At 41.9% G+C, this 21,917-nt stretch carries 33 protein-coding genes; 3 read left to right on the forward strand and 30 right to left on the reverse strand.

Going from position 1 to position 21,917, the window contains the following annotated elements:
* Positions 1 to 3: 3 nt before the first annotated feature.
* The 30 genes from secY to HMPREF9442_RS10115 form a co-directional block, all read right to left on the reverse strand.
* Entirely contained in the window at positions 4 to 1,347 is a 1,344-nt protein-coding gene (secY, locus tag HMPREF9442_RS09970) for a preprotein translocase subunit SecY (protein WP_008623106.1), read from the reverse strand.
* Positions 1,348 to 1,351: 4 nt separating this feature from the next.
* Positions 1,352 to 1,798, reverse strand: a complete 447-nt coding sequence (gene rplO / locus HMPREF9442_RS09975; RefSeq protein ID WP_008628149.1) for a 50S ribosomal protein L15 — start codon at positions 1,796 to 1,798, stop codon at positions 1,352 to 1,354.
* 25 nt (positions 1,799 to 1,823) lie between these two features.
* On the reverse strand, positions 1,824 to 2,000 hold the full coding sequence (gene rpmD / locus HMPREF9442_RS09980; protein WP_008623109.1) for a 50S ribosomal protein L30: 177 nt from the start codon (positions 1,998 to 2,000) through the stop codon (positions 1,824 to 1,826).
* A 10-nt stretch (positions 2,001 to 2,010) separates the two neighbouring features.
* Entirely contained in the window at positions 2,011 to 2,523 is a 513-nt protein-coding gene (rpsE, locus tag HMPREF9442_RS09985; protein ID WP_008628151.1) for a 30S ribosomal protein S5, read from the reverse strand.
* A 6-nt stretch (positions 2,524 to 2,529) separates the two neighbouring features.
* Positions 2,530 to 2,871: a 50S ribosomal protein L18 gene (rplR, locus tag HMPREF9442_RS09990; RefSeq protein ID WP_008628152.1), complete on the reverse strand. Its 342-nt coding sequence runs from the start codon at positions 2,869 to 2,871 to the stop codon at positions 2,530 to 2,532.
* 18 nt (positions 2,872 to 2,889) lie between these two features.
* A complete protein-coding gene (gene rplF, locus HMPREF9442_RS09995; protein ID WP_008628153.1) occupies positions 2,890 to 3,462 on the reverse strand; it encodes a 50S ribosomal protein L6 in 573 nt (190 codons plus the stop codon).
* 14 nt (positions 3,463 to 3,476) lie between these two features.
* Positions 3,477 to 3,872: a 30S ribosomal protein S8 gene (gene rpsH, locus HMPREF9442_RS10000; RefSeq protein WP_008628155.1), complete on the reverse strand. Its 396-nt coding sequence runs from the start codon at positions 3,870 to 3,872 to the stop codon at positions 3,477 to 3,479.
* Between the two features lie 52 nt (positions 3,873 to 3,924).
* The gene (gene rpsN / locus HMPREF9442_RS10005; RefSeq protein WP_008623118.1) at positions 3,925 to 4,224 is read right to left on the reverse strand and encodes a 30S ribosomal protein S14; all 300 of its coding nucleotides are present in this window, start codon (positions 4,222 to 4,224) and stop codon (positions 3,925 to 3,927) included.
* 6 nt (positions 4,225 to 4,230) lie between these two features.
* The gene (rplE, locus tag HMPREF9442_RS10010) at positions 4,231 to 4,788 is read right to left on the reverse strand and encodes a 50S ribosomal protein L5 (RefSeq protein WP_008628156.1); all 558 of its coding nucleotides are present in this window, start codon (positions 4,786 to 4,788) and stop codon (positions 4,231 to 4,233) included.
* Complete coding sequence (rplX, locus tag HMPREF9442_RS10015; RefSeq protein ID WP_008623121.1) at positions 4,788 to 5,108, reverse strand: 50S ribosomal protein L24; 321 nt, start codon at positions 5,106 to 5,108, stop codon at positions 4,788 to 4,790. The genes rplE and rplX overlap by 1 nt, the downstream gene beginning before the upstream one ends.
* Positions 5,109 to 5,125: 17 nt before the next feature.
* Entirely contained in the window at positions 5,126 to 5,491 is a 366-nt protein-coding gene (rplN, locus tag HMPREF9442_RS10020; protein WP_008628164.1) for a 50S ribosomal protein L14, read from the reverse strand.
* 2 nt (positions 5,492 to 5,493) lie between these two features.
* Positions 5,494 to 5,751: a 30S ribosomal protein S17 gene (gene rpsQ, locus HMPREF9442_RS10025; protein ID WP_008628166.1), complete on the reverse strand. Its 258-nt coding sequence runs from the start codon at positions 5,749 to 5,751 to the stop codon at positions 5,494 to 5,496.
* A 13-nt stretch (positions 5,752 to 5,764) separates the two neighbouring features.
* Entirely contained in the window at positions 5,765 to 5,959 is a 195-nt protein-coding gene (rpmC, locus tag HMPREF9442_RS10030; RefSeq protein ID WP_008623124.1) for a 50S ribosomal protein L29, read from the reverse strand.
* A gap of 2 nt (positions 5,960 to 5,961) precedes the next feature.
* Positions 5,962 to 6,387 (reverse strand): 50S ribosomal protein L16, encoded by a 426-nt coding sequence (gene rplP / locus HMPREF9442_RS10035; RefSeq protein ID WP_008623125.1) that lies wholly within the window; start codon positions 6,385 to 6,387, stop codon positions 5,962 to 5,964.
* 18 nt (positions 6,388 to 6,405) lie between these two features.
* Positions 6,406 to 7,128: a 30S ribosomal protein S3 gene (rpsC, locus tag HMPREF9442_RS10040; RefSeq protein WP_008623126.1), complete on the reverse strand. Its 723-nt coding sequence runs from the start codon at positions 7,126 to 7,128 to the stop codon at positions 6,406 to 6,408.
* A gap of 11 nt (positions 7,129 to 7,139) precedes the next feature.
* On the reverse strand, positions 7,140 to 7,538 hold the full coding sequence (rplV, locus tag HMPREF9442_RS10045) for a 50S ribosomal protein L22 (RefSeq protein ID WP_008623129.1): 399 nt from the start codon (positions 7,536 to 7,538) through the stop codon (positions 7,140 to 7,142).
* A 38-nt stretch (positions 7,539 to 7,576) separates the two neighbouring features.
* On the reverse strand, positions 7,577 to 7,846 hold the full coding sequence (gene rpsS, locus HMPREF9442_RS10050) for a 30S ribosomal protein S19 (RefSeq protein ID WP_008623131.1): 270 nt from the start codon (positions 7,844 to 7,846) through the stop codon (positions 7,577 to 7,579).
* Positions 7,847 to 7,866: 20 nt separating this feature from the next.
* Positions 7,867 to 8,694, reverse strand: coding sequence for a 50S ribosomal protein L2 (gene rplB / locus HMPREF9442_RS10055; protein WP_008628169.1), 828 nt, complete (start codon positions 8,692 to 8,694; stop codon positions 7,867 to 7,869).
* Between the two features lie 7 nt (positions 8,695 to 8,701).
* Entirely contained in the window at positions 8,702 to 8,992 is a 291-nt protein-coding gene (gene rplW / locus HMPREF9442_RS10060) for a 50S ribosomal protein L23 (RefSeq protein WP_008623135.1), read from the reverse strand.
* 16 nt (positions 8,993 to 9,008) lie between these two features.
* Positions 9,009 to 9,638 carry a 50S ribosomal protein L4 gene (gene rplD, locus HMPREF9442_RS10065; protein ID WP_008628171.1) on the reverse strand — a complete coding sequence of 210 codons (630 nt, stop codon included), beginning with the start codon at positions 9,636 to 9,638 and terminating at the stop codon, positions 9,009 to 9,011.
* Positions 9,638 to 10,255 carry a 50S ribosomal protein L3 gene (gene rplC, locus HMPREF9442_RS10070; protein WP_008623143.1) on the reverse strand — a complete coding sequence of 206 codons (618 nt, stop codon included), beginning with the start codon at positions 10,253 to 10,255 and terminating at the stop codon, positions 9,638 to 9,640. The genes rplD and rplC overlap by 1 nt, the downstream gene beginning before the upstream one ends.
* Positions 10,256 to 10,276: 21 nt before the next feature.
* Complete coding sequence (gene rpsJ / locus HMPREF9442_RS10075; RefSeq protein WP_008623145.1) at positions 10,277 to 10,582, reverse strand: 30S ribosomal protein S10; 306 nt, start codon at positions 10,580 to 10,582, stop codon at positions 10,277 to 10,279.
* A 94-nt stretch (positions 10,583 to 10,676) separates the two neighbouring features.
* Complete coding sequence (gene fusA / locus HMPREF9442_RS10080; RefSeq protein ID WP_008628174.1) at positions 10,677 to 12,794, reverse strand: elongation factor G; 2,118 nt, start codon at positions 12,792 to 12,794, stop codon at positions 10,677 to 10,679.
* A gap of 21 nt (positions 12,795 to 12,815) precedes the next feature.
* Entirely contained in the window at positions 12,816 to 13,292 is a 477-nt protein-coding gene (gene rpsG / locus HMPREF9442_RS10085) for a 30S ribosomal protein S7 (protein ID WP_008628176.1), read from the reverse strand.
* 126 nt (positions 13,293 to 13,418) lie between these two features.
* Positions 13,419 to 13,802, reverse strand: a complete 384-nt coding sequence (gene rpsL, locus HMPREF9442_RS10090; protein WP_008628177.1) for a 30S ribosomal protein S12 — start codon at positions 13,800 to 13,802, stop codon at positions 13,419 to 13,421.
* Between the two features lie 231 nt (positions 13,803 to 14,033).
* The gene (locus HMPREF9442_RS10095) at positions 14,034 to 14,357 is read right to left on the reverse strand and encodes a DUF3467 domain-containing protein (RefSeq protein WP_008623152.1); all 324 of its coding nucleotides are present in this window, start codon (positions 14,355 to 14,357) and stop codon (positions 14,034 to 14,036) included.
* A 239-nt stretch (positions 14,358 to 14,596) separates the two neighbouring features.
* Complete coding sequence (locus HMPREF9442_RS10100; RefSeq protein ID WP_008628178.1) at positions 14,597 to 15,058, reverse strand: DUF1573 domain-containing protein; 462 nt, start codon at positions 15,056 to 15,058, stop codon at positions 14,597 to 14,599.
* Positions 15,055 to 16,200, reverse strand: a complete 1,146-nt coding sequence (locus HMPREF9442_RS10105) for a hypothetical protein (protein WP_008628179.1) — start codon at positions 16,198 to 16,200, stop codon at positions 15,055 to 15,057. Before HMPREF9442_RS10105 ends, HMPREF9442_RS10100 begins: the two co-directional genes overlap by 4 nt.
* Positions 16,201 to 16,271: 71 nt before the next feature.
* Positions 16,272 to 16,580, reverse strand: a complete 309-nt coding sequence (locus HMPREF9442_RS10110; RefSeq protein WP_040602940.1) for a hypothetical protein — start codon at positions 16,578 to 16,580, stop codon at positions 16,272 to 16,274.
* Positions 16,581 to 16,758: 178 nt separating this feature from the next.
* Positions 16,759 to 18,723, reverse strand: a complete 1,965-nt coding sequence (locus tag HMPREF9442_RS10115) for a hypothetical protein (RefSeq protein ID WP_040602960.1) — start codon at positions 18,721 to 18,723, stop codon at positions 16,759 to 16,761.
* A 388-nt stretch (positions 18,724 to 19,111) separates the two neighbouring features.
* Here HMPREF9442_RS10115 and HMPREF9442_RS10120 point away from each other — a divergent pair, with 388 nt between their 5' ends.
* Genes HMPREF9442_RS10120 through HMPREF9442_RS10130 form a run of 3 tightly spaced genes read left to right on the forward strand, consistent with a single transcriptional unit; the run spans position 19,112 to position 21,356 of the window.
* Positions 19,112 to 20,020, forward strand: coding sequence for an SPASM domain-containing protein (locus HMPREF9442_RS10120; RefSeq protein WP_008628184.1), 909 nt, complete (start codon positions 19,112 to 19,114; stop codon positions 20,018 to 20,020).
* 6 nt (positions 20,021 to 20,026) lie between these two features.
* Positions 20,027 to 20,869 (forward strand): hypothetical protein, encoded by an 843-nt coding sequence (locus tag HMPREF9442_RS10125; RefSeq protein WP_008628186.1) that lies wholly within the window; start codon positions 20,027 to 20,029, stop codon positions 20,867 to 20,869.
* Positions 20,853 to 21,356: a PH domain-containing protein gene (locus tag HMPREF9442_RS10130; RefSeq protein ID WP_008628188.1), complete on the forward strand. Its 504-nt coding sequence runs from the start codon at positions 20,853 to 20,855 to the stop codon at positions 21,354 to 21,356. The genes HMPREF9442_RS10125 and HMPREF9442_RS10130 overlap by 17 nt, the downstream gene beginning before the upstream one ends.
* Positions 21,357 to 21,917: the final 561 nt, after the last annotated feature.

Below are 21,917 nucleotides of genomic sequence, written 5' to 3' on the forward strand. Positions count from 1 at the left end.
AACTTAATAAGCAGACATACCTGAACGACCGTGGATTCGACCCGAACTCAACAAGCCATCATAGTGTCTCATCAACAAATGGCTTTCTATCTGCTGCAAAGTATCCAAAACCACACCTACCAAAATAAGCAGGGAGGTCCCTCCGAAAAACTGCGCAAATTCCGCCTTCACATTCAACAATCCGGCAAACGCGGGCATACAAGCTATGATTGCCAAAGCCAACGAACCCGGCAAAGTAATACGTGACATAATCTGGTCTATGTATTCGGCCGTAGCCTTACCCGGCTTAATACCAGGAATAAAACCATTATTACGCTTCATATCCTCCGCCATCTGCGTAGGATTCAACGTGATGGCAGTATAGAAATATGTAAATGCAATGATTAGCAAAGCAAAAATCACATTATACAATACACTCGTATGGTCTACCATCATTTGCATAAAAGGAGTAGCCTGGTCGACAGACGTGAAACCTATCAGCGTAATAGGGATGAACATCAAAGCCTGGGCAAAGATAATAGGCATCACATTCGCTGCAAAAAGCTTCAAAGGAATGTACTGACGGGCACCACCGAATTGTTGGCCACCTACTACACGTTTAGCATATTGAACTGGAATCTTTCTTGTACCTTGCACCAACAATATTGCAGCGCAAACAACAAATAGAAGTATCACAACCTCTACGATAAACATCAAAAGCCCTCCACCACTCAAATTATTCAAACGTGCAACAAATTCCTGACCAAATGCCTCCGGCAGACGAGCAATAATACCAATCATGATGATTAATGACACGCCATTGCCGATTCCCTTGTCTGTAATACGCTCACCCAACCAAAGAATAAACATACTACCAGCTGCCAGAATAATAGTCGAAGTGATCATGAAAGTAGTCCAACTGATAGCAGGACTCAATGCTCCGGCAGACTGCATCTTCAGGTTTGTCAAATATGCAGGAGCTTGCACTAACAGAATAAGTATGGTCAAATAACGCGTGTACTGGTTCATCTTACGCCGGCCGCTCTCACCTTCACGCTGCATCTTCTGAAAAGCAGGAACCGCAATGCCTAACAACTGTATCACAATGGACGCAGAAATATAAGGCATGATTCCCAACGCAAAAATAGATGCGTTAGAAAATGCACCTCCAGAGAACATATTCAGCAAAGACATCAATCCAGCCTCCGTCTGCGTACGCAACGCCGTCAGTTGAGATGGGTCGATTCCCGGCAGGACCACAAACGACCCCAAACGATAGATTGCAATAAACAGAATGGTGATGAGGATCCTTTGTCTAAGATCCTCAATCATCCATATGTTCTTAAAGGTTTCTATTAACTTCTTCATCGAATCAAAGTTTTGTAGCGTTACCACCGGCAGCCTTAATAGCTGCTTCTGCACTCTTAGAGAATGCGTTCGCTTCTACATCAACTTTAGAAGTAAGCTGACCATTACCTAAAATCTTAACCAACTGCTTGGCAGAAGCCAAACCGGCAGCTACGATATCAGCCAAAGTGATTCTCTCCAAATTCTTGGCAGTAGCCAAAGCTTGGATAGCATCAAGGTTTACAGCCTTATACTCCACTCTATTGATGTTCTTGAAACCGAATTTCGGCAAGCGACGCTGCAAAGGCATCTGACCACCTTCGAAACCGATCTTCTTCTTATAACCAGATCTAGCCTTCGCACCCTTGTGACCGCGGGTTGAAGTACCGCCTAAACCGGAACCGGCACCACGTCCTACTCTTTTTCGAGTCTTAACCGAACCACAAGCTGGTTTTAAAGTATTTAATTTCATTTCGTATCAGTTTAATAGTAAATAATTAATCCACGACGATTACCAAATGGTGCAATTTCTGAACCATACCGCGAGTTGAGGGAGTATCTTCTACTTCAACTACCTGATTGATTTTTCTCAATCCCAAAGTATCAAGTGTTCTTTTCTGGTCTTTCGGAGCACCAATTCTACTTTTGATTTGCTTCACTTTTATAGTTGCCATAAAAACCTCCTTATCCTCTAAATACTTTATCCAAATTCACACCACGGTTCTGTGCAACCATCTTGGCATCACGCATTTCAGCCAATGCCAAAATAGTAGCTTTCACCAAATTGTGAGGATTAGACGACCCTTTAGACTTAGCCAGACAGTCCGTTATACCCACGCTATCACACACTGCACGCATGGCACCGCCTGCAACCACACCCGTTCCGGTCGATGCTGGCTTGATGAATACCTCAGCACCACCGAACTTTGCTTCTTGTTCGTGAGGCACAGTACCATTCAAAACGGGAACTTTCACCAAGTTCTTCTTGGCCGCTTCCACGCCTTTGGCAATAGCCGCTGTTACTTCTCCAGCCTTACCAAGTCCCCAACCAATGATACCATTACCATTACCAACTACAACAATGGCAGCGAAAGTAAACGTTCTACCACCCTTAGTTACCTTGGTAACACGATTGATAGCAACCAATCTGTCCTTTAATTCGATATCACTGCTTATCTTTACTCTATTAATTGCCATAATCCTTTAAAATTTAAGTCCACCGTTACGTGCAGCGTCTGCAACTTCTTTCACTCTACCGTGATACAAGTAACCGTTACGATCGAAAACAACAGTAGTAATACCTGCTTCCAAAGCTTTTTTAGCAATCAACTTCCCTACTTTTGCAGCTTGTTCCTTCTTCGGCATCGTTTCCATACCTAAAGAAGAAGCCGCTACTAAAGTAGTTCCGGTCGTATCGTTAATGATCTGAACATAGATTTGCTTGTTACTTCTAAACACTGACATACGCGGACGTTCAGTAGTACCTGAAATCTTATTGCGTACTCTATATTTGATTTTGATTCGTCTTTCTAATTTCGTTATCATAATCTTACTGTTTTAAAATTACTTAGCACCAGCTGACTTACCAGATTTCCTACGAATCTGCTCGCCAACGAACAAAACACCTTTTCCTTTATATGGTTCAGGCTTACGGAAAGAACGAATTTTAGCACAAACTTGTCCCAACAATTGCTTGTCGCAAGACTCCAATATGATAAGAGGATTCTGATTTCTCTCAGATTTTGTCTCTACTTTAATTTCTTTCGGCAACTGAAGGAAGATGTTGTGCGTGTACCCCAACGCAAACTCAATCAAGTTGCCCTGATTGCTAGCACGGAAACCCACACCCACAAGTTCCAACTTCTTCACATAACCTTCTGAAACACCTACAACCATATTATGAACCAAAGAACGATATAGACCGTGGAAGGCTTGCTTCTGCTTCATTTCCACAGAATCATTCTGTTCATCAATAGTAAAAACGATCTCAGAATCAACAATCTCAACTTTGATTGAAGGATGTACAGCCTGACTCATCTCTCCTTTCGGTCCCTTTACGGAAACCACATTATCATCATTCACAGATACTGTAACGCCTGCAGGAATGCTAATCGGTAATTTTCCTATTCTAGACATATTATATCCTCCAATTAATATACATAACAAAGCACCTCACCACCTATCTTCAGGTCAGAAGCTTCCTTATCAGTCATTACACCTTTAGATGTAGATATGATAGCAATACCCAATCCGTTAATTACTCTCGGCATATCTTTATAACCCGTATACTTACGCATACCCGGTGTGGATATACGGATCAACTTCTTAATCGCGTTGACCTTGTTCACTGAATCATACTTCAGTGCTACCTTGATTGTACCTTGAGGACCATCTTCAACGAACTTATAGTTCAAGATATAGCCCTTCTCAAAAAGGATCTTGGTGATTTCCTTTTTCAAATTCGACGCAGGAACCTCAACCACTCTGTGTTTAGCTTGAATGGCATTTCTCAAACGCGTCAAATAATCTGCTATTGGATCAGTCATTTTATATAAGAATTAATTAATCGGGACTCTCCCGACAATATTAAATAATAAATTACCAACTTGACTTTTTTACACCCGGAATCAAACCACTTGAAGCCATTTCACGGAATTGGATACGTGATATTCCGAATTGACGCATATAACCTTTCGGACGTCCCGTCAGCTTGCAACGGTTGTGCAAACGAATAGGATTTGCATTTTTCGGAATCCGCTGCAACTTCTGAGCAGCCTCAAAAGCTTCAACGGGGTCTCCTGTATTCACGATTTTCTTCAAAGCGGCACGCTTCTCGGCATACTTAGCTACCATCTTGGCTCTCTTAACTTCACGAGCCTTCATTGATTCTTTTGCCATATTGTATTAATCGTTTTTAGCATTTTTAAAAGGCAAACCAAACTCTTTGAGCAAGGCATAACCTTCTTCATCAGTCTTAGCAGTAGTTACGAACGTAATGTTCATACCAAGAATTCTATCTATCGAATCGATATTGATTTCCGGGAAGATAATTTGTTCCTGAACACCCAAAGTATAGTTTCCACGACCGTCAAACTTAGTTTCGATACCTTTGAAGTCACGGATACGAGGCAAAGCCACACGAATCAACTTCTCCAAGAACTCATACATTCTTTCACGACGCAATGTCACCATCACACCGATAGGCATCTTTTTACGCAATTTGAAGTTTGCAACGTCTTTCTTTGAAACAGTAGCCACTGCTTTCTGGCCCGTGATTGCCGAAATTTCATTAATAGCCACATCAATGATTTTCTTATCTGCAGTAGCCATACCCAATCCCTGATTGATCACAATCTTCTTGAGCACCGGAATCTGCATAGTAGAAGTATAATTGAACTGTTTCATCAAAGCAGGAGCAATACGCTCTGCATATTCTTTTTTAAGGCTCGCAGTATTTCCCATTACTTAATCTCCTCTCCTGATTTTTTAGCATAACGAACCAACTTGCCGTCAGCATTTAATTTTCTACCAATACGTGTCGGTTTGCCAGTCTTCGGGTCCACAACGTTCAAGTTTGAAATATGAATAGGAGCCTCTTGCTTTACGATGCCTCCCTGAGGATTCTTTGCGCTCGGCTTCTGGCTCTTAGAAACCATATTCAGACCTTCAACGATGGCACGGCGTTTATCCACAAACACCTTCAACACCTTACCAGTCCGACCCTTGTCTTCACCGGCATTCACGTAAACTGTATCGCCTTTTTTAATATGTAACTTACTCATTACTTTATTTCTTAAAATTAAAGTACTTCAGGTGCCAAAGAAACGACTTTCATGTTTGCAGCACGCAACTCACGGGCAACCGGGCCGAAAATACGACTTCCTCTCAATTCACCGGCGTTATTCAAAAGAACGCAAGCGTTATCATCAAAACGGATGTATGAACCGTCAACACGACGGATTTCCTTTTTAGTACGTACAATCAAAGCCTTTGATACTGCACCTTTTTTAATATCACTTGACGGGATGACGCTCTTGACAGAGACAACAATCACATCACCTACAGAAGCATAACGTCTTCTCGTTCCGCCTAAAACGCGGATACAAAGAGCTTCACGAGCACCGCTATTATCTGCAACAACTAATCTAGATTCTGCTTGTATCATAATTACTTAGCTCTTTCTACGATTTCTACAACTCTCCAAGTCTTCGTCTTGCTCAAAGGACGAGTCTCCATAATCAACACTGTATCACCTACGTGACAATCATTTTTCTCGTCATGAGCATGGTATTTTTTCGTCTTGGAAACGAACTTACCATAAATCGGGTGTTTCTCTTTAAACTTAGCAGCCACAACAATGGTCTTATCCATTTTGTCGCTGATTACAACACCTGTTCTTGTCTTTCTTAAATTTCTAGCTTCCATGTGTGGACCATTATTATTTGTTAAGTTCTCTCTGACGCAATACGGTCTTCATACGGGCAATATTACGACGTGCAGCCTTAATCTGTGCAGGATTCTCCAACGGAGAGACAGAATGGTTTAACAGCATCTGAGTATAATTCGCCTCTTCCGTCTGAATACGCTCAGCCAATTCATTGGTCGCTAATTCTCTAATTTCTGCAATCTTCATAATCAAGCGTTTTTATCGTAATCACGTCTAACAATAAACTTAGTTGTAACTGGAAGTTTCTGCGCAGCAAGACGCAAAGCCTCCTTTGCAATCTCATAAGAGACGCCTTCCACCTCAAAAATAATACGTCCCGGAGTAATAGGGAATACATATCCCACAGGATCTCCCTTACCTTTACCCATACGTACATCAGCCGGCTTCTTCGTTACAGGCTTATCTGGGAATATACGAATCCAAATCTGACCTTCACGCTGCATGTAACGGGTCACAGCAATACGGGCAGCCTCTATCTGACGACCGGTAATCCAATGCGTTTCGAGAGACTTAATACCGAACGTTCCGAAAGCCAATTGGTTACCGCGCTGAGCATTACCTTTGCAACGGCCCTTCTGCGGTCTTCTATATTTTGTTCTTTTCGGTTGTAACATAATTCCTAAAATTCAAATTTAACGATTAATGTTCTTCTTCTTACGGAAGTTCTTGCCACCGTTGCCACCACGGCTATTCTCTTTCGTCTGAGCAAAATTCGGAGCCAAATCACGTTTGCCATATACCTCACCGCGGCAAATCCATACCTTAATGCCCAACAAACCGACTTTCGTCAAGGCTTCAGCCTGGCAATAATCTATATCCGCACGGAAAGTGTGCAACGGAGTACGTCCCTCCTTATACATCTCAGAACGCGCCATTTCAGCACCATTCAAACGGCCTGATATCAAGATTTTGATACCTTCAGCGCCACTTCTCATCGTATTGGCAATAGCCATTTTGATAGCACGACGATAAGCAATCTTACCTTCTACCTGACGGGCGATGTTATTAGCCACAATCACGGCGTCAAGCTCAGGCTTCTTTATCTCGAAGATATTGATTTGGATATCCTTATCTGTAATCTTCTTCAATTCTTCCTTCAACTTATCAACTTCCTGTCCACCTTTACCAATGATCAATCCCGGACGTGCAGTGCAAACTGTAATCGTCACGAGTTTCAGCGTACGTTCAATAACGATTCTAGATACGCTAGCCTGAGCCAAACGAGCGTTCAAGTACTTACGAATCTTGCTGTCCTCCAACAAAGAATCACCAAAGTCCTTGCCACCGTACCAGTTAGAATCCCAACCTCTAATAATACCTAATCGGTTGCTTATCGGATTTACTTTCTGTCCCATACTACTTTTAATTAATCATTAGTTTTAGTGCCTACGAACAAAGTCACGTGATTTGAACGTTTGCGAATTCTATAACCTCTACCTTGTGGAGCCGGTCTCATTCTCTTTAACGTAGCGCCACCGTCAACATAAATCTTTGTCACGAACAATTCACCGTCTTCGGCCTTACGTTCGTTCTTTTGTTCCCAGTTTGCAATAGCAGAGCGCAATAACTTCTCTACATCGGCAGAAGCAGCTTTTGAAGAGAACTTCAAAGTACCAAGTGCTCTGTTCACCTCCATGCCGCGAATCATATCCACCACATATCTCATCTTGCGCGGAGAGGAAGGCACATTCTGCAACTTAGCAAAATACTGGGTTTTAAGGGCTTCTTTTCTTTTTTCAGCCGCAATTTTCTTTCTTGCTCCCATTTATATAATTACTTTATTATTTCAAATAATCAACCTGCTTACTTCTTCTTGTTACCAGCATGGCCACCGAACTTACGCGTAGGGGCAAACTCACCCAACTTGTGTCCAACCATATTCTCAGTAACGTAAACAGGAATAAACTTATTTCCGTTGTGAACTGCAATTGTATGACCTACAAAATCAGGAGATATCATTGAAGCTCTGGCCCAAGTCTTTACCACGCTCTTCTTACCGCTCTCATTCATTGCGAGAACTTTCTTTTCGAGCTTTACTTCGATGTATGGACCTTTTTTTAATGAACGACTCATAATTTACTCAGATTTACTTGTTACTTCTTATTACATCTTTCGATAATATACTTGTTGGACTGCTTTTTCGGAGCTCTTGTCTTCAAGCCCTTAGCATACAATCCCTTGCGTGAACGTGGGTGTCCTCCGGACTGACGGCCTTCACCACCACCCATCGGATGGTCATGCGGGTTCATAACCACACCACGGTTATGAGGACGACGACCCAACCAACGAGAACGCCCGGCTTTACCAGAACTTTCCAACGCATGATCTGAGTTACCTACGCTACCGACAGTAGCCTTACAAGCACTAAGAATCTGACGAGTCTCGCCTGAAGGCAACTTGATTACACAATAACGTCCCTCACGAGAGGTCAACTGTGCAAAATTACCGGCAGAGCGAACGAGCAAAGCACCTTGACCGGGACGCAATTCAATATTGTGAATTACGGTACCGACAGGGATGTACTCCAAAGGAAGTGCATTACCAATCTCAGGCGCTGCATCCTTTCCAGACATCAACGTGCTGCCCACCTGCAAGCCGTTAGGAGCAATAATATAACGTTTTTCACCATCTGCGTAAAACAACAAAGCAATACGAGCCGAACGGTTCGGATCGTATTCAATCGTCTTCACTACAGCTGGAACACCGTCTTTCTCTCTCTTGAAATCAATCAAACGGAACTTTCTCTTGTGACCGCCGCCCAAATAGCGCATTGTCATCTTACCGACATTGTTACGACCACCTGTTGAACGTTTGCCATATACAAGAGACTTTTCTGGTACCGATGCAGTAATCTCTTCAAAAGTACCAATAATCTTGTGTCTCTGCCCCGGTGTTGTGGGCTTAAATTTACGTACTGCCATCTTTTATTTAAATATTGCTGTAAAAATCAATAGTTTCGCCTTCCTTCAAAGTCACAATAGCCTTTTTGTAAGCATTTGTACGACCCTGAATAAGACCAGACTTGGTGTAACGGCTCTTGGATTTACCTGCATATCTGCAAGTATTCACCGCTACTACAGTAACATTGTACAAAGCTTCGACTTCTTTCCTAATTTCCAATTTATTAGCCTCAGGACGAACAATGAAGCCGAATTTATTCTGCTTCTCTGTAATTGCGGTCATCTTCTCAGTGACCAACGGTTTAATAATATATCCCATAATGGTTCTCTATTCCTTATTTGGTTAAGATTTCATCGACAACTTTAAGCGAGTTTTCAGTCACAACCATAACGTCCGCGTTCAATACCTTATAAGTATTCAGCGCAGCCGCAGTCATAACATTAACACGTTCGATGTTACGAGCTGACAAATATACGTTTTTATTTGCACCCGGTAAAACGAACAAGGCTTTCTTGCCACCAACTTTAAGATTATTTATAATTTCTATAAATTGCTTAGTCTTCGGAACTTCCATAGTAAAGTCCTCAACCACCACAATTGCATTCTCTTTCGCCTTGTAAGACAGAGCCGACTTACGAGCCAAAACCTTAACCTTCTTATTCAATTTGAAACCGTAATCACGAGGCTTAGGACCGAATACACGACCACCACCTACCAATACGGGAGAGTTGATATCACCGCGACGGGCACCGCCACCACCTTTTTGGCGACCCAACTTACGGGTAGAACCGCTCACTTCACTTCTTTCCTTTGACTTAGCCGTACCCTGACGTTGGTTAGCCAAATATTGCTTTACGTCAAGGTAAATCACATGGTCATTAGGCTCGATATTGAAGATAGAATCATTCAGAAGAACTTTTCTTCCGGTATCTTCACCCTTGATATTTAATACACTAACTTCCATTATTTTTCAATTATTACGATTGAACCTTTGTAACCGGGCACTGAACCTTTAATAAGAAGCAGATTGTGTTCCGGAATTACTTTTAACACTTGCAAATTTTGTGCAGTTACACGCTCGTTTCCCATCTGACCGCCCATACGCAAGCCTTTGAATACTTTAGCGGGATAAGAACAAGCTCCGATAGAACCGGGCTTACGGGCACGGTTGTGCTGACCATGAGTAGTCTGACCTACACCACCGAAACCGTGACGTTTAACTACACCTTGGAAGCCTTTACCTTTTGAAGTTCCGATTACATCTACATAAACGGTCCCTTCAAACATGTCTACCGTAACGGTGTCACCTAAATTCAACTCTTGTTCGAAACCTGTGAACTCGGCCAAGTGTCTCTTGGGAGTAGTACCTGCTTTCTTGAAGTGTCCCATAAGAGGAGCCGTCGTATTCTTCTCCTTAGCTTCCTGGAAGCCGAGTTGAACAGCAGCATAACCGTCTTTTTCTACACTCTTAATCTGAGTTACTACACAAGGACCAGCTTCGATAACAGTGCATGGAACATTCTTACCATCGGCACTGAATACGGATGTCATTCCGATTTTCTTTCCTAATAATCCTGGCATTTCAGTTAATTTTTAATAGTACTAAACTTTAATTTCTACTTCTACACCGCTTGGCAATTCAAGCTTCATCAATGCATCCACAGTCTTAGCAGTAGAACTGTAGATATCAATCAATCTCTTGTAAGAAGACAACTCGAACTGCTCACGAGATTTCTTGTTTACGAAAGTTGAACGGTTCACCGTAAAAATACGCTTGTGCGTAGGGAGAGGTATCGGACCGCTCACAATCGCACCTGTCACTTTCACTGTCTTCACAATCTTCTCAGCCGACTTGTCTACCAAGTTGTGGTCGTAAGATTTCAGTTTAATTCTGATTTTCTGACTCATTGTTTTATTAATTTAATGATTAATGAAAAGGAAAGAAGGTATACCGATTAAGAGTCATTCGCTAACCGGCACCTTCTATCCAGTTTATTGTTTTTTATACCAAATCGGTACGTCCTTTGATTTCCTCAAGTACAACCTTGGCGATAGAACTTGACACAGGAGCATGATGGTCATACGTCATGGAAGACGTAGCTCTACCAGAAGTAATCGTACGCAAAGCCGTCACGTAACCGAACATTTCTGCCAATGGCACCATTGCCTTCACTATACGGGCACCGCTACGGCTGGTATCCATACCTTCAACCTGCCCGCGACGCTTGTTCAAGTCACCAATCACATCACCCATATTTTCTTCCGGAGTCACAACTTCCAATTTCATGATAGGCTCCATCAATACGGGCTTAGCTTGAGCACAAGCGTTCCTGTAAGCCTGTAATGCACAGATTTCGAATGACAACTGGTCTGAGTCTACCGGATGGAACGAGCCGTCAAGCAACTCTACCTTCAAGCTGTCCATCGGGAACCCACCCAAAATACCGTTCTTCATTGCACTCTCGAAACCTTTCTGCACAGAAGGAATGAATTCTTTGGGAATATTACCGCCAGTCACCTTATTTTCGAACTGCAAGCCGCCCTCTTTGAAGTCTTCGTCTACCGGACCTACATTTACAATAATATCTGCAAACTTACCGCGACCACCAGACTGCTTCTTGTAAACCTCACGCAAGTTGACTGTCTTGGTAATTGCTTCCTTGTAATTCACCTGAGGTTTACCTTGGTTACATTCCACCTTAAACTCACGTTTCAAACGGTCGATAATAATATCCAAGTGCAACTCACCCATACCAGAAATTACCGTCTGCCCCGTCTGTTCATCTGTCTTCACTGTGAATGTAGGATCCTCTTCGGCCAACTTTGCCAAACCATTAGACAACTTGTCCAAGTCTTTCTGCGTTTTCGGCTCTACCGCAATACCGATAACCGGATCTGGGAAATCCATAGACTCCAATACGATAGGAGCACCCTCATCACACAATGTATCACCCGTACGGATATCCTTGAAACCGACACCCGCACCGATATCTCCGGCACCAATCACATCAACTGGATTCTGATGATTTGAATGCATCTGGAACAAACGTGAAACACGCTCTTTCTTACCGGAACGAGAGTTATAAATATACGAACCTGCCTCAACCTTACCCGAATAAACACGGATAAATGTCAAACGACCCACATACGGATCGGTAGCAATCTTAAATGCCAAGGCCGAAGTCTTTTCGTCTTCCGACGGCTTACGATCCTCTTCAGCACCTGTATCCGGATTTGTTCCTACAACGTTCGGTGTATCCAACGGAGAAGGCAAGAAAGCACAAACATAATCCAACAACGTCTGTACGCCCTTATTCTTGAACGAAGAACCGCAAAGCATAGGAGTCACTTCCATTGCCACAGTTGCAGCACGCAAAGCCCGGAGGATTTCCTCCTCAGTAATAGTGGAAGGATCGTCGAAGTATTTGCTCATCAAATCATCGTCGAACTCAGCCACCTTCTCCAACATCTTATCTCTCCATTCTTCTGCTTCAGCCTGCAAGTCCGCAGGAATTTCCTCAACAGAATAATCCGCTCCCATTGTCTCGTCATGCCACAAGATAGCCTTCATCTTAATCAAATCGACTACCCCTTTGAAGTTTTCCTCTGCACCGATAGGAATTACAACCGGACAAGGGTTTGCACCCAAGACATCCTTCATCTGACGTACAACCTCAAAGAAGTCAGCACCAGAACGGTCCATCTTGTTGACATACCCCATACGCGGCACATTATACTTATCAGCCTGACGCCATACCGTTTCAGACTGCGGTTCAACACCACCTACGGCACAGTACGCAGCCACGGCACCATCCAACACACGCAACGAACGTTCTACCTCTGCAGTAAAATCCACGTGTCCCGGAGTATCAATCAAGTTAATTTTATATGTTTGGCCATTCCAATTCCAACGAGTTGTAGTAGCTGCTGAAGTAATAGTGATACCACGTTCCTGCTCCTGAGCCATCCAGTCCATCGTAGCGGCACCGTCGTGAACCTCACCAATCTTATGCGTAAGACCGGTGTAGAAAAGGATACGCTCCGAAGTCGTTGTCTTACCGGCATCAATATGGGCCATGATACCGATATTACGGGTCAAATGTAAATCTTGCTTTGCCATTGTTAGCTACTTTAATAAAAATTAGAATCTAAAGTGTGCGAATGCACGATTAGCCTCGGCCATACGGTGCATATCTTCCTTGCGCTTGAAAGCACCACCCTGTTCATTGTAAGCATCCATGATTTCTGCGGCCAATTTGTCCGCCATGGTTTTTCCACCACGCTTACGGGCAAAAAGAATCAAGTTCTTCATTGAGATAGACTCCTTACGTTCAGGACGGACTTCCGTCGGCACTTGGAATGTAGCACCACCCACACGACGAGACTTCACTTCCACTTGCGGAGTCACCTTATCCAAAGCGGCCTTCCAAATTTCCAATGCACTTTTTTCCTCATTGGCCATTTTAGCCTTTACTGTTTCAAGTGCCGCATAAAAAATCTCATACGAAAGATTTTTCTTGCCGTCATACATCAAATGGTTTACAAACTTAGAAACTTTAACATCGTTAAAGACAGGATCCGGAAGGATCACACGTTTTTTTGGTTTTGCTTTTCTCATTTCAAAAAGTTTTTTTCAGTTTGGCTGTACTTCGATAATCTTCAACCCTCCCTCCGGAGCATTTACTCAACCTTTAGCTCAACAAACCAAAACTAATAAATAATAGATTCGTTACAATCAAATGATTTACTTCTTACCTGCTTTAGGACGCTTTGCACCATACTTGGAACGACGCTGCGTGCGGTTAGCCACACCGGCTGTATCCAAAGTACCACGTACGATGTGGTAACGAACACCCGGAAGGTCTTTCACACGACCGCCACGTACCAATACGATAGAGTGTTCCTGCAAATTATGACCTTCACCCGGAATGTAAGAGTTCACTTCCTTCATGTTAGTCAAACGCACACGAGCGACCTTACGCATCGCTGAATTAGGTTTCTTCGGTGTGGTAGTGTACACACGGACGCAAACGCCACGACGCTGAGGACAGTTGTCCAACGCCGGTGATTTGCTCTTTTCTACCAACACTGTTCTACCTTTTCTTACCAATTGTTGAATAGTAGGCATTGTTCTTGTTTTTTAAATTATATATATTGTTATTTATATGATGCAAATTCGTAAAAGTCCACATTAAGGGCTTTCAGGCCGCAAAGTTACGAATTTTATTCCAATACACAATGTGTTTTCCTCTAATTTAAAGGTTTACCCACGTACAAAGCCTCCTACGGCATAGTATTTTAACTTATTTTTCACCGAAAAAGTGTTTTTTACGGATTCAAGGCAAAAAAAGAAGGAGGACTAAGCCTCCCCCTTATTGATTTTGAACGGAGCCACCGTACGAGGTCCGCCCTGATGCATATCTATTTCTCCGAAGTTATGTTCGTACTTATTAATATTGTCCTGCAAGGCATAAAGCAGACGCTTGGCATGCTCCGGAGCCATGACGATACGGGATTTCACATTCGCCTTTGGCAATCCCGGCATCATGCACACGAAGTCTATAATCACCTCGGATGTGGAGTGTGCAATCATGGCCAAGTTTGCGTATGTTCCCTGAGCTACTTCCGGACTGATCTCTATTTGCAGCATACCTTCCTGCTGCGGTTTTTCTTCATTACTCATAATCGTTAGAATTTATATTTCATATACCTATTATATATAGGTACAAATATAGGCATTTTCTCCCGTAACGGCAACATGCGGCCTAAAAAAAGCTGCATCAGCCCTCACATATCAATTCTAAAAGAATGGGATACTACAAATTCATCCAACTTACGATTCAATTGCTTATTTTAAAACCAACTACCTATTTAGCAATTCACGGTTTCCTATATTTCCAATAACGATTATTGCAATCCGGCCTATTCCAAGACATCAACCACAAAACTTAGCTTGTACAATGCCGTAGAAGTATTGGCTTTCACTACCGCACTCATAAAATTTATTCCAGCCTTACCCGTAGTATCAAACTTCAACATGATTTGTAAAGAATCTCCCGGAAATGTAATACTATCACTTACCTCATACCCAGTACAACTACAATCCGGATTCACGTACTCTATAAACAACGGATTATTACCCGTATTATATAAGACATACCGAGCCGTTACTTTCTCACCGGTTCTTACAGCATTTAATTTGACAACTTTATTTTTAATTCGGACTTCAGTCAACGGAAGCTGTTTCCAAAAAATATCCTCTGCCACTCGACTTTCCAAATTTGTAACCACATCATTTTTTTTAGATATTAAATTCCAAAAGAAAAAAAAGCTCCAAACCACTGCTATCAACCCTACGCAAACCCATACATATTTCCTGCTCATAACTTAAAACGATATAAGTACATGATTTCCCGTTCTTCGTTTGGCATGACGTATGAATAATAATAAGGAGAAACATACCCACAGACTTTAAGCCCTTTAGGCACATTCACATCTCCTATCAACACTCCGTCTTTATAAATTTGAAGACCATCAACTGGCTGGGCACCGCCTTTTTGATAAGAGCGGAACAGCAATCCTGTTTCATCCACATACTCTAACCAGTTGTAATAACCCTTGGTTTGACGCTCGTTCCTCCAATACTTACCCGATTCTTTAGGTGTCTTAATATACCTATAATTCAAATCCATATCTTTGCCCGCATAGCCAAAACACTTTTTCTGCCCATAATCGCAATCATATTGGTAAATGAGGGTATCAGCCTCATAAGTCACATAAAAATCCCCATTCTTGGCGATGTCATAATTCACAGAGGAAAAGATTGCCTTGTTTAGGCTATTCTTTTGGTAACTATCCGGATAACCGACAGCCAACAAACGACCGAACTCCTGTTCATCAAGTTTCACTTCCAAGATATTGGCATTTTCTTCCAAATGTTGTTTGGTATTATTCACATAACAACACATAGGATAAGACATACGCACATTAAAATACACATTGTTTTTATAGCTCCTGCACACAATATCATTGTACAAATGGGTGTACTCCGAAGGTGTTTTATAAAGCTTATCCTTATTTAAACTGCCGTCTCCACTATTCTCATAAATGACCCGGAAAAAATCCTTCATTTGAATATCTTTGTCATATATATGATGCCCTCCACTGTAATCCAACAAAAAGAGGTCTCCATTATCCATAAAGGCATGTGTGGCGATATGACCTATCGAAGTTTCGCTTTTGGCATGTCCCCGCCCTAATTTCTTTTCCTTAAAGCTCCCATCTAAATTAAACCGGTACAACATCCCAAAATACTTATCCAAAACAGAAATCACACTATCCCGCAAACTTGTTTCTATCACATAAGAGGTAACCACAGAATCCAATCGGATAGTATCTATCTCCAAATTTGCCACAGCCATATCGGCTCTTGAATCCACCGGGAGTGTGAAATTACCTTTCTTATTCTTCATACAACCGGCCAACATGCAAGCAGCCACAACCCATAAAATTATTTGCTTTTTCATTCCTTACCTTATAATATGAACTCAATGAGATGTAAGCAGACACCTCATTGAGTTAAAATTAGCATTGATTATTATCTCACCGAATCATTTTCTTCAGTTTGCTTTGAACAATTTGTATTGTATTTAGAACAATCCACACCTGCACCGCCGCCACAAATAGAACTTTTATTATTAGCAGCACAACTTTGATCCATATCATCAGAACAACGACAAGTCACATGTACGGAACTCTCACCACCCTCATTTATTGCCAACGCTTCCACATCTGACAGATAGAAATTCTCCCAATCCGGACTCTTCATGTCATCGTAAACGGCATAACCCACATAACCCGTTGAAGCAACCAACAGACCCACTAAAAGAAATTTCATTTTTTTCATATTCTTCTATTATTAAATTACCGGAAGAAACCATTTTATCGTTTACTTCCTTACTAAATTGAAAACTTGCCTCAAAGATAGAGACAAAAGCGACAAGTCGCTTTCTCCTATTTTACATATATTACATCAAATGTAACATTCACGTAAAATACGCATTTTTTTGCTATTCTTTCTCACTTTACCACAATTTCTGCCGCCCGTCCACCATCTCAAAGATACGGTCGTCGCTACCGCGCGTATGGTCGCGAAGGTAAAGCAACGCGCCCCGAGGCACTTTGTAAACCAAAGAATCAGACTCCGCCGTCTGTTCGCCCAACGACTCCCAACCGGCCGCCGTGGCATAGAACAGCTCATAACGGTCGCCTGTGCGGATAAAGTTGTCACGGTTGCGCGGCATATAGACCAACTTGCCAATATGCATGGGACGGCCGAAATCCATTCCCACCCATCCGCCGGACGGTTCACGGTAATCCATCGAAGTGTAAGGGTCACCGTCGAACACGTTGCCGAACTGGTTCACGATACGGCCTTCCGCCACGCCCGGAGGGCTGACAATACGCCCGCACAAGGCCGCCGTGTCTGCAGCAGAAACGTAGAAGGCCAACTCGGATACATTACAATGGCGCGTAGGCGGCCCGTAGTAGCGGACGTAACGGCGGGCCTCCCCTTTATCCGGCAAACATACCACATTCCTCAAACGAGGCGGACGCCCTTTAATGGCAAACAAGGTATCAGGGCAGCGGAAATCCGGATGGTCCGATGCCTCGAACACACCGCCCACCATGTGGGCCTGGAAATCCTCCTTGAACTTTTGCAGCAACACGGCTTTTTGCCGTTCCTCCCCGGCACGGAAGAAGCGCACCGCCCCGGTATACTTCTCCAAAAGGAACGGCACGCCGAGCGACACCAAATGCCCTTTGCGGCAAACCACCAGGCGGAACACCACATCGCCCTGCACATTGTCGATGCGCACCGTATCGCCCTCGAAACGCCCATACCCCACGGGCACCCACGTCCCACGCGTGGCAAGGCAAAGGTAGACCGTCTCGCCCGCGTGCGGGACAAGGGCGAGGCTGTCTGCCGGAATGCGCAGGAAGCGGTTGATTTTCCCGGCATAGGCTGCCGTCACGTCTTGCATCAACGGTTCGCGGAACACCGGCGGGACATCCGTCGTGTCACGCCCGCAGGCATCGCGCATCGCCCTGTTCAGGCTGAACGTCTCCCGGTAAACTTTCCCTTTCGGGTCCCAATACGTCTCGGCTTTCGCAAACTGTTTCGAGCTTTGGCCGATGGAGGCAAAATAAGTGGAATCTTCACCGTCCACCACGAAATTCCAATAATGCGCCACATTCTTGTCGCCTCGCATCAGCATCTTGTCGCATCCGCCGGGGATGCCTAAGGCACGGAATACATACGTCACCAAGTCCGTCAGTTCACGGCAGTTGCCCGAACGCCACTCCACGAGGTCTGGCCCCACCGTGATGCCCGAGGGGAACAAGCCCGTAAAATAAACCGTCCCCACAGACAAGGAATCCATCAAGGCCTGCGCCACGGCCAACACATCCGTGCTGTCTGCCGAGGCACGGATGCTGTCCAACATCGGGTTGTAGCGGTCATAGACCTCCTGCCGCCAGTCGGAAAGCGTCTCCGTCCCCACCCGGTAGGGCAGGATGAATTCCAAGAAGTCGGCAAAGTCCACGTGCCGCCCCCATGGTTGTCCGTGCCATACCTCGAAAGCCTGGTCGATGTTACGGATAAGGTAATCGGATTTAATGACATGTATGTCGTAAACCTTGTATAATGAGTCGGGACAAAATGCACCATCAACTTCAAGCAAAGAATCACGTACAAACTCAGGGCCGCGCCAAGCGCACGGCGGGAACCGCTCGAAATATCGGCGGTACTTCTCCAACTCCTTTCCCGCATAAGCATAATGGCAGGGCATATTCTCTATCAAGAACTGCGCGGCAAGGGATTTCAGGCTGTCACCACGGTAGTGATCCAACACTTGTTCCAACTCTGAACGGTTCTCGCCCGCTGCTTCCAATGCTTCTTCAAGCCGGGATTTTCCCGGATGGCAAGCCAGGAACACCGCCACGCATATCCCGGTCCACACTGCCATCCACATCTTTAGACTATTCATATTCCTTTGGGTCTTAACAAACAACATACGATACCCCAAAATTACGAATTTCTTCCAAACCATACTTTCGCGTATGTTACATATATTTTCATGTATGAAACATCCAAGCCTATTTGACAAGCTCTATTTGTAAGATTATGACATAACGCTCAACTTTCTTAATAAAATAGAAAAACATGCATATCTTGCACCATAAATCAAATAACGTTAAAAATAATCATGATAACAATACCTTGCCAAACTTTTCAATATATTTGCAAAAATAAAAAAATAAATTATGTTGTTTAAACCTATAGAGCCAACAACATTATCGTTATTGACAACCATGCATTGCACCGCGCAATGCAAAAACTGTTGTTTCCAATGTAGCCCCCATAAGAAGGAGAGAATGGGTTTGAATCACATTTACCAATACATCGACAAGATACTTAGCTACTACCCTTCAATCAAAACCATTGTATTCAGCGGTGGAGAATGCACATCAATTAAAGGCGATTTGCTTAAAGGTATCATTTACGCAAATAAAAAAGGACTAACGACACGTATTGTCACTAATGCATATTGGGCAACAAGCTATGAAAAAGCCTATTCGTTTTTGGTAAAACTTAAAGAACACGGATTAAACGAAATAAATTACAGCACAGGTGATGACCATCAAGAATGGATTCCTTATGAAAACATCATCAATGCATGTTTAGCATCACGAGACCTTGGCTTTAACACATTAGTCAATGTCGAAGCGCACTTAAACTCAAGTTTTAATAGAACTATATTCATCAAAGACAAAAGGATTTCAAAATACATAGGAAATAATATGTCAGACTCAACTTGTATTAAAATTATGCAGGGAGTTTGGATGCCTGTCACAGATGAAGCAAAAGAAGAGAGAAAACATCAAAAAAAAGAAGTCCCCCCACATTATAACACCTGCAATTCAATTTTTCATACTATTGCCATAACTCCTAATGGAGATATTTACTGCTGTTGTGGGTTAACTTGCCTGCAAAATCAGACCCTGAAAGTAGGTAATATCCAATATAGCACGAAAGCCTCTATCGAATCCAACCAATTTGAGGACTTGCTTAAAATTTGGATTCATACAGAAGGTCCCATAAAAATATTAGAGTTTTTATACAGAAATACACCCATAAAAAGAAATGAAATAGATTATTCCATGCATATCTGCGAAGTCTGCACGATGCTTTTCAACAGCCCTCATTTTATAGCAGATATAAAAAAACATATAAACCAAATACTACCCAATATTATGTTAAAATACAATTTATCCATAAAATAAAAAGTCATGAAAAAAAAGATATTCAAAAATTCAGTTCTCGGAATTTCTGTTTTAACAGGTGCCACAGGATGCAATAGCGATTCAGGCATGGAAACTAAAGATATAGGGAATGATTTCATCTTAAATGGAAACACTAATACGAACGTAAAGACCAAGGCCATAGCAGTTCCTCTATCAATGGACAACAAACAATATATAAATGCTGTAAAACAATTAGCTAATGACGTTTTCTGTTATCCTGAGTTAGCAAAAGATTTTATAAAATCTCCGCAAACATATTTCTCACGCTATGGATATGAAGGAGAAATTTTATTAGATGATGGAATTATAAAATTAATAATGGCATACGCGAATGATGACATAAGACAGGCTATTCAAAATAATGATTTAAAACTAATGGTCAGATTATGCTCTAAGAATCACTTGTTCGATGATGCCATATCTAAAATTGGATTCAAAAACAAAATAGCAGAGAGTTTAACAAAAGGGAGAGGATTTAATACAGAAATCCAACCCTACTCTTGGTTTTGGTTTGCAGAATGGGTCTTCATGGCACTAGTATATTGGCAACTTAATACAATGGCTGCAACATACACATATACACAAATGGATACAGAGAGTATAGTGGCTGTAAGAACAGACAACACATCCTTATTTAATATAAGGACCTTATGGAACATTGTCAATGAAGACAAGAAAGTTAAATATTTCGCTTCAGAAGAAATTGAACAAATAATAAATGAAGTTATTGAGCCACTAAAGGAAATCAGACCAGAATTATTCAACCAATTTTCTGAAGAAGAAATTAGAAATCAAATAAGAGGTGCTTTCTATGGAACAATATTATAAATGTACTCCGAGTGCGTATGTTTTTTTAACGACTGTTGTTGTGTCATCAATACTGATAATGACATATATATCAGTAGCTACCGCTACTGTATGGGAAAAAAGAAGTTATGAAAATAGTATGGTAATAGTACTCTTGTCTTTATCATATATTATATATTTCTTAACTTTTGCCTTTTCTCCCATTTTCATAAAACTAAAAAACAACTATATACATATACAAGGTTTCATGTTCCATAAAAAGATTTATTTAAATAACATTTTAAAAATAAATCGGATTCATGACCTACCAAAAGGCGTAAGAAGATTTGGAAGTAATGGAGTATGGGGCTATATTGGTATTTTAGATGCAGACAAGAAATACTATACATTATTTAATAATAAAAAAAAGATGATAATAGTTGAATGTTCAAAGAATCAGAAATACGTATTAAGTTGCAATAAGCCTGACGAGTTTATTAATGCAATAATGGTGCGTCTAAAACAATAAAATTATCTAAATAACACATTCATAAATGTACAATGTACATTTTCTATATCGTTATAGAACTTTCATTCATTATTTGAAAAGGGGAACATTATGCTTATTTTTGCTATGTATGTTCATACCAACGTTCTATTTTGACATATACTTAAATAGTTATCTATTTTTTTGCATTGCATCTTCTATTGTCGTATTATCCTCCATATTTCTCACAATTACGGGGCATTACAAATTTACATTACTGGAAATAGGGATTCTTATTGTAATTATTATAGAATTTCTCAGACTTATTATCCAACAAGAAATTCTAATCTACTACCAAGCTTTACTCAAAATGGTCATATTATTATGTTGGATGGTTAATTTACGCAACCTGATTAGGAACGATTATTCTTTCGCCCAAAAAAGCTTATTCTACATTTTATTAATTTGGTTAATGATACAATTCGTATGCTTTATCCATATACAAGACCTTCTACCCATAAGATTTTACAACAGTGTCATATTTTCCACCTATATATCACTTATAATCTGCTTCTTGTCCCTTAACCTTCCCTTAAAAGACGG

The organism is Paraprevotella xylaniphila YIT 11841, from assembly GCF_000205165.1.
Classification (GTDB): domain Bacteria; phylum Bacteroidota; class Bacteroidia; order Bacteroidales; family Bacteroidaceae; genus Paraprevotella; species Paraprevotella xylaniphila.

Excerpts from the sequence above, each read along its gene's own strand:
- secY (WP_008623106.1), bottom strand. The coding sequence starts at position 1,347 with ATGAAGAAGTTAATAGAAACCTTTAAGAACATATGGATGATTGAGGAT.
- rplO (WP_008628149.1), bottom strand. The coding sequence starts at position 1,798 with ATGAAATTAAATACTTTAAAACCAGCTTGTGGTTCGGTTAAGACTCGA.
- rpmD (WP_008623109.1), bottom strand. The coding sequence starts at position 2,000 with ATGGCAACTATAAAAGTGAAGCAAATCAAAAGTAGAATTGGTGCTCCG.
- rpsE (WP_008628151.1), bottom strand. The coding sequence starts at position 2,523 with ATGGCAATTAATAGAGTAAAGATAAGCAGTGATATCGAATTAAAGGAC.
- rplR (WP_008628152.1), bottom strand. The coding sequence starts at position 2,871 with ATGATAACGAAATTAGAAAGACGAATCAAAATCAAATATAGAGTACGC.
- rplF (WP_008628153.1), bottom strand. The coding sequence starts at position 3,462 with ATGTCTAGAATAGGAAAATTACCGATTAGCATTCCTGCAGGCGTTACA.
- rpsH (WP_008628155.1), bottom strand. The coding sequence starts at position 3,872 with ATGACTGATCCAATAGCAGATTATTTGACGCGTTTGAGAAATGCCATT.
- rpsN (WP_008623118.1), bottom strand. The coding sequence starts at position 4,224 with ATGGCAAAAGAATCAATGAAGGCTCGTGAAGTTAAGAGAGCCAAGATG.
- rplE (WP_008628156.1), bottom strand. The coding sequence starts at position 4,788 with ATGGGAAATACTGCGAGCCTTAAAAAAGAATATGCAGAGCGTATTGCT.
- rplX (WP_008623121.1), bottom strand. The coding sequence starts at position 5,108 with ATGAGTAAGTTACATATTAAAAAAGGCGATACAGTTTACGTGAATGCC.
- rplN (WP_008628164.1), bottom strand. The coding sequence starts at position 5,491 with ATGATACAAGCAGAATCTAGATTAGTTGTTGCAGATAATAGCGGTGCT.
- rpsQ (WP_008628166.1), bottom strand. The coding sequence starts at position 5,751 with ATGGAAGCTAGAAATTTAAGAAAGACAAGAACAGGTGTTGTAATCAGC.
- rpmC (WP_008623124.1), bottom strand. The coding sequence starts at position 5,959 with ATGAAGATTGCAGAAATTAGAGAATTAGCGACCAATGAATTGGCTGAG.
- rplP (WP_008623125.1), bottom strand. The coding sequence starts at position 6,387 with ATGTTACAACCGAAAAGAACAAAATATAGAAGACCGCAGAAGGGCCGT.
- rpsC (WP_008623126.1), bottom strand. The coding sequence starts at position 7,128 with ATGGGACAGAAAGTAAATCCGATAAGCAACCGATTAGGTATTATTAGA.
- rplV (WP_008623129.1), bottom strand. The coding sequence starts at position 7,538 with ATGGGAGCAAGAAAGAAAATTGCGGCTGAAAAAAGAAAAGAAGCCCTT.
- rpsS (WP_008623131.1), bottom strand. The coding sequence starts at position 7,846 with ATGAGTCGTTCATTAAAAAAAGGTCCATACATCGAAGTAAAGCTCGAA.
- rplB (WP_008628169.1), bottom strand. The coding sequence starts at position 8,694 with ATGGCAGTACGTAAATTTAAGCCCACAACACCGGGGCAGAGACACAAG.
- rplW (WP_008623135.1), bottom strand. The coding sequence starts at position 8,992 with ATGGGATATATTATTAAACCGTTGGTCACTGAGAAGATGACCGCAATT.
- rplD (WP_008628171.1), bottom strand. The coding sequence starts at position 9,638 with ATGGAAGTTAGTGTATTAAATATCAAGGGTGAAGATACCGGAAGAAAA.
- rplC (WP_008623143.1), bottom strand. The coding sequence starts at position 10,255 with ATGCCAGGATTATTAGGAAAGAAAATCGGAATGACATCCGTATTCAGT.
- rpsJ (WP_008623145.1), bottom strand. The coding sequence starts at position 10,582 with ATGAGTCAGAAAATCAGAATTAAACTGAAATCTTACGACCACAACTTG.
- fusA (WP_008628174.1), bottom strand. The coding sequence starts at position 12,794 with ATGGCAAAGCAAGATTTACATTTGACCCGTAATATCGGTATCATGGCC.
- rpsG (WP_008628176.1), bottom strand. The coding sequence starts at position 13,292 with ATGAGAAAAGCAAAACCAAAAAAACGTGTGATCCTTCCGGATCCTGTC.
- rpsL (WP_008628177.1), bottom strand. The coding sequence starts at position 13,802 with ATGCCTACTATTCAACAATTGGTAAGAAAAGGTAGAACAGTGTTGGTA.
- HMPREF9442_RS10095 (WP_008623152.1), bottom strand. The coding sequence starts at position 14,357 with ATGAGTAATGAAGAAAAACCGCAGCAGGAAGGTATGCTGCAAATAGAG.
- HMPREF9442_RS10100 (WP_008628178.1), bottom strand. The coding sequence starts at position 15,058 with ATGAGCAGGAAATATGTATGGGTTTGCGTAGGGTTGATAGCAGTGGTT.
- HMPREF9442_RS10105 (WP_008628179.1), bottom strand. The coding sequence starts at position 16,200 with ATGAAAAAGCAAATAATTTTATGGGTTGTGGCTGCTTGCATGTTGGCC.
- HMPREF9442_RS10110 (WP_040602940.1), bottom strand. The coding sequence starts at position 16,580 with ATGAAAAAAATGAAATTTCTTTTAGTGGGTCTGTTGGTTGCTTCAACG.
- HMPREF9442_RS10115 (WP_040602960.1), bottom strand. The coding sequence starts at position 18,723 with ATGAATAGTCTAAAGATGTGGATGGCAGTGTGGACCGGGATATGCGTG.
- HMPREF9442_RS10120 (WP_008628184.1), top strand. The coding sequence starts at position 19,112 with ATGGGTTTGAATCACATTTACCAATACATCGACAAGATACTTAGCTAC.
- HMPREF9442_RS10125 (WP_008628186.1), top strand. The coding sequence starts at position 20,027 with ATGAAAAAAAAGATATTCAAAAATTCAGTTCTCGGAATTTCTGTTTTA.
- HMPREF9442_RS10130 (WP_008628188.1), top strand. The coding sequence starts at position 20,853 with ATGGAACAATATTATAAATGTACTCCGAGTGCGTATGTTTTTTTAACG.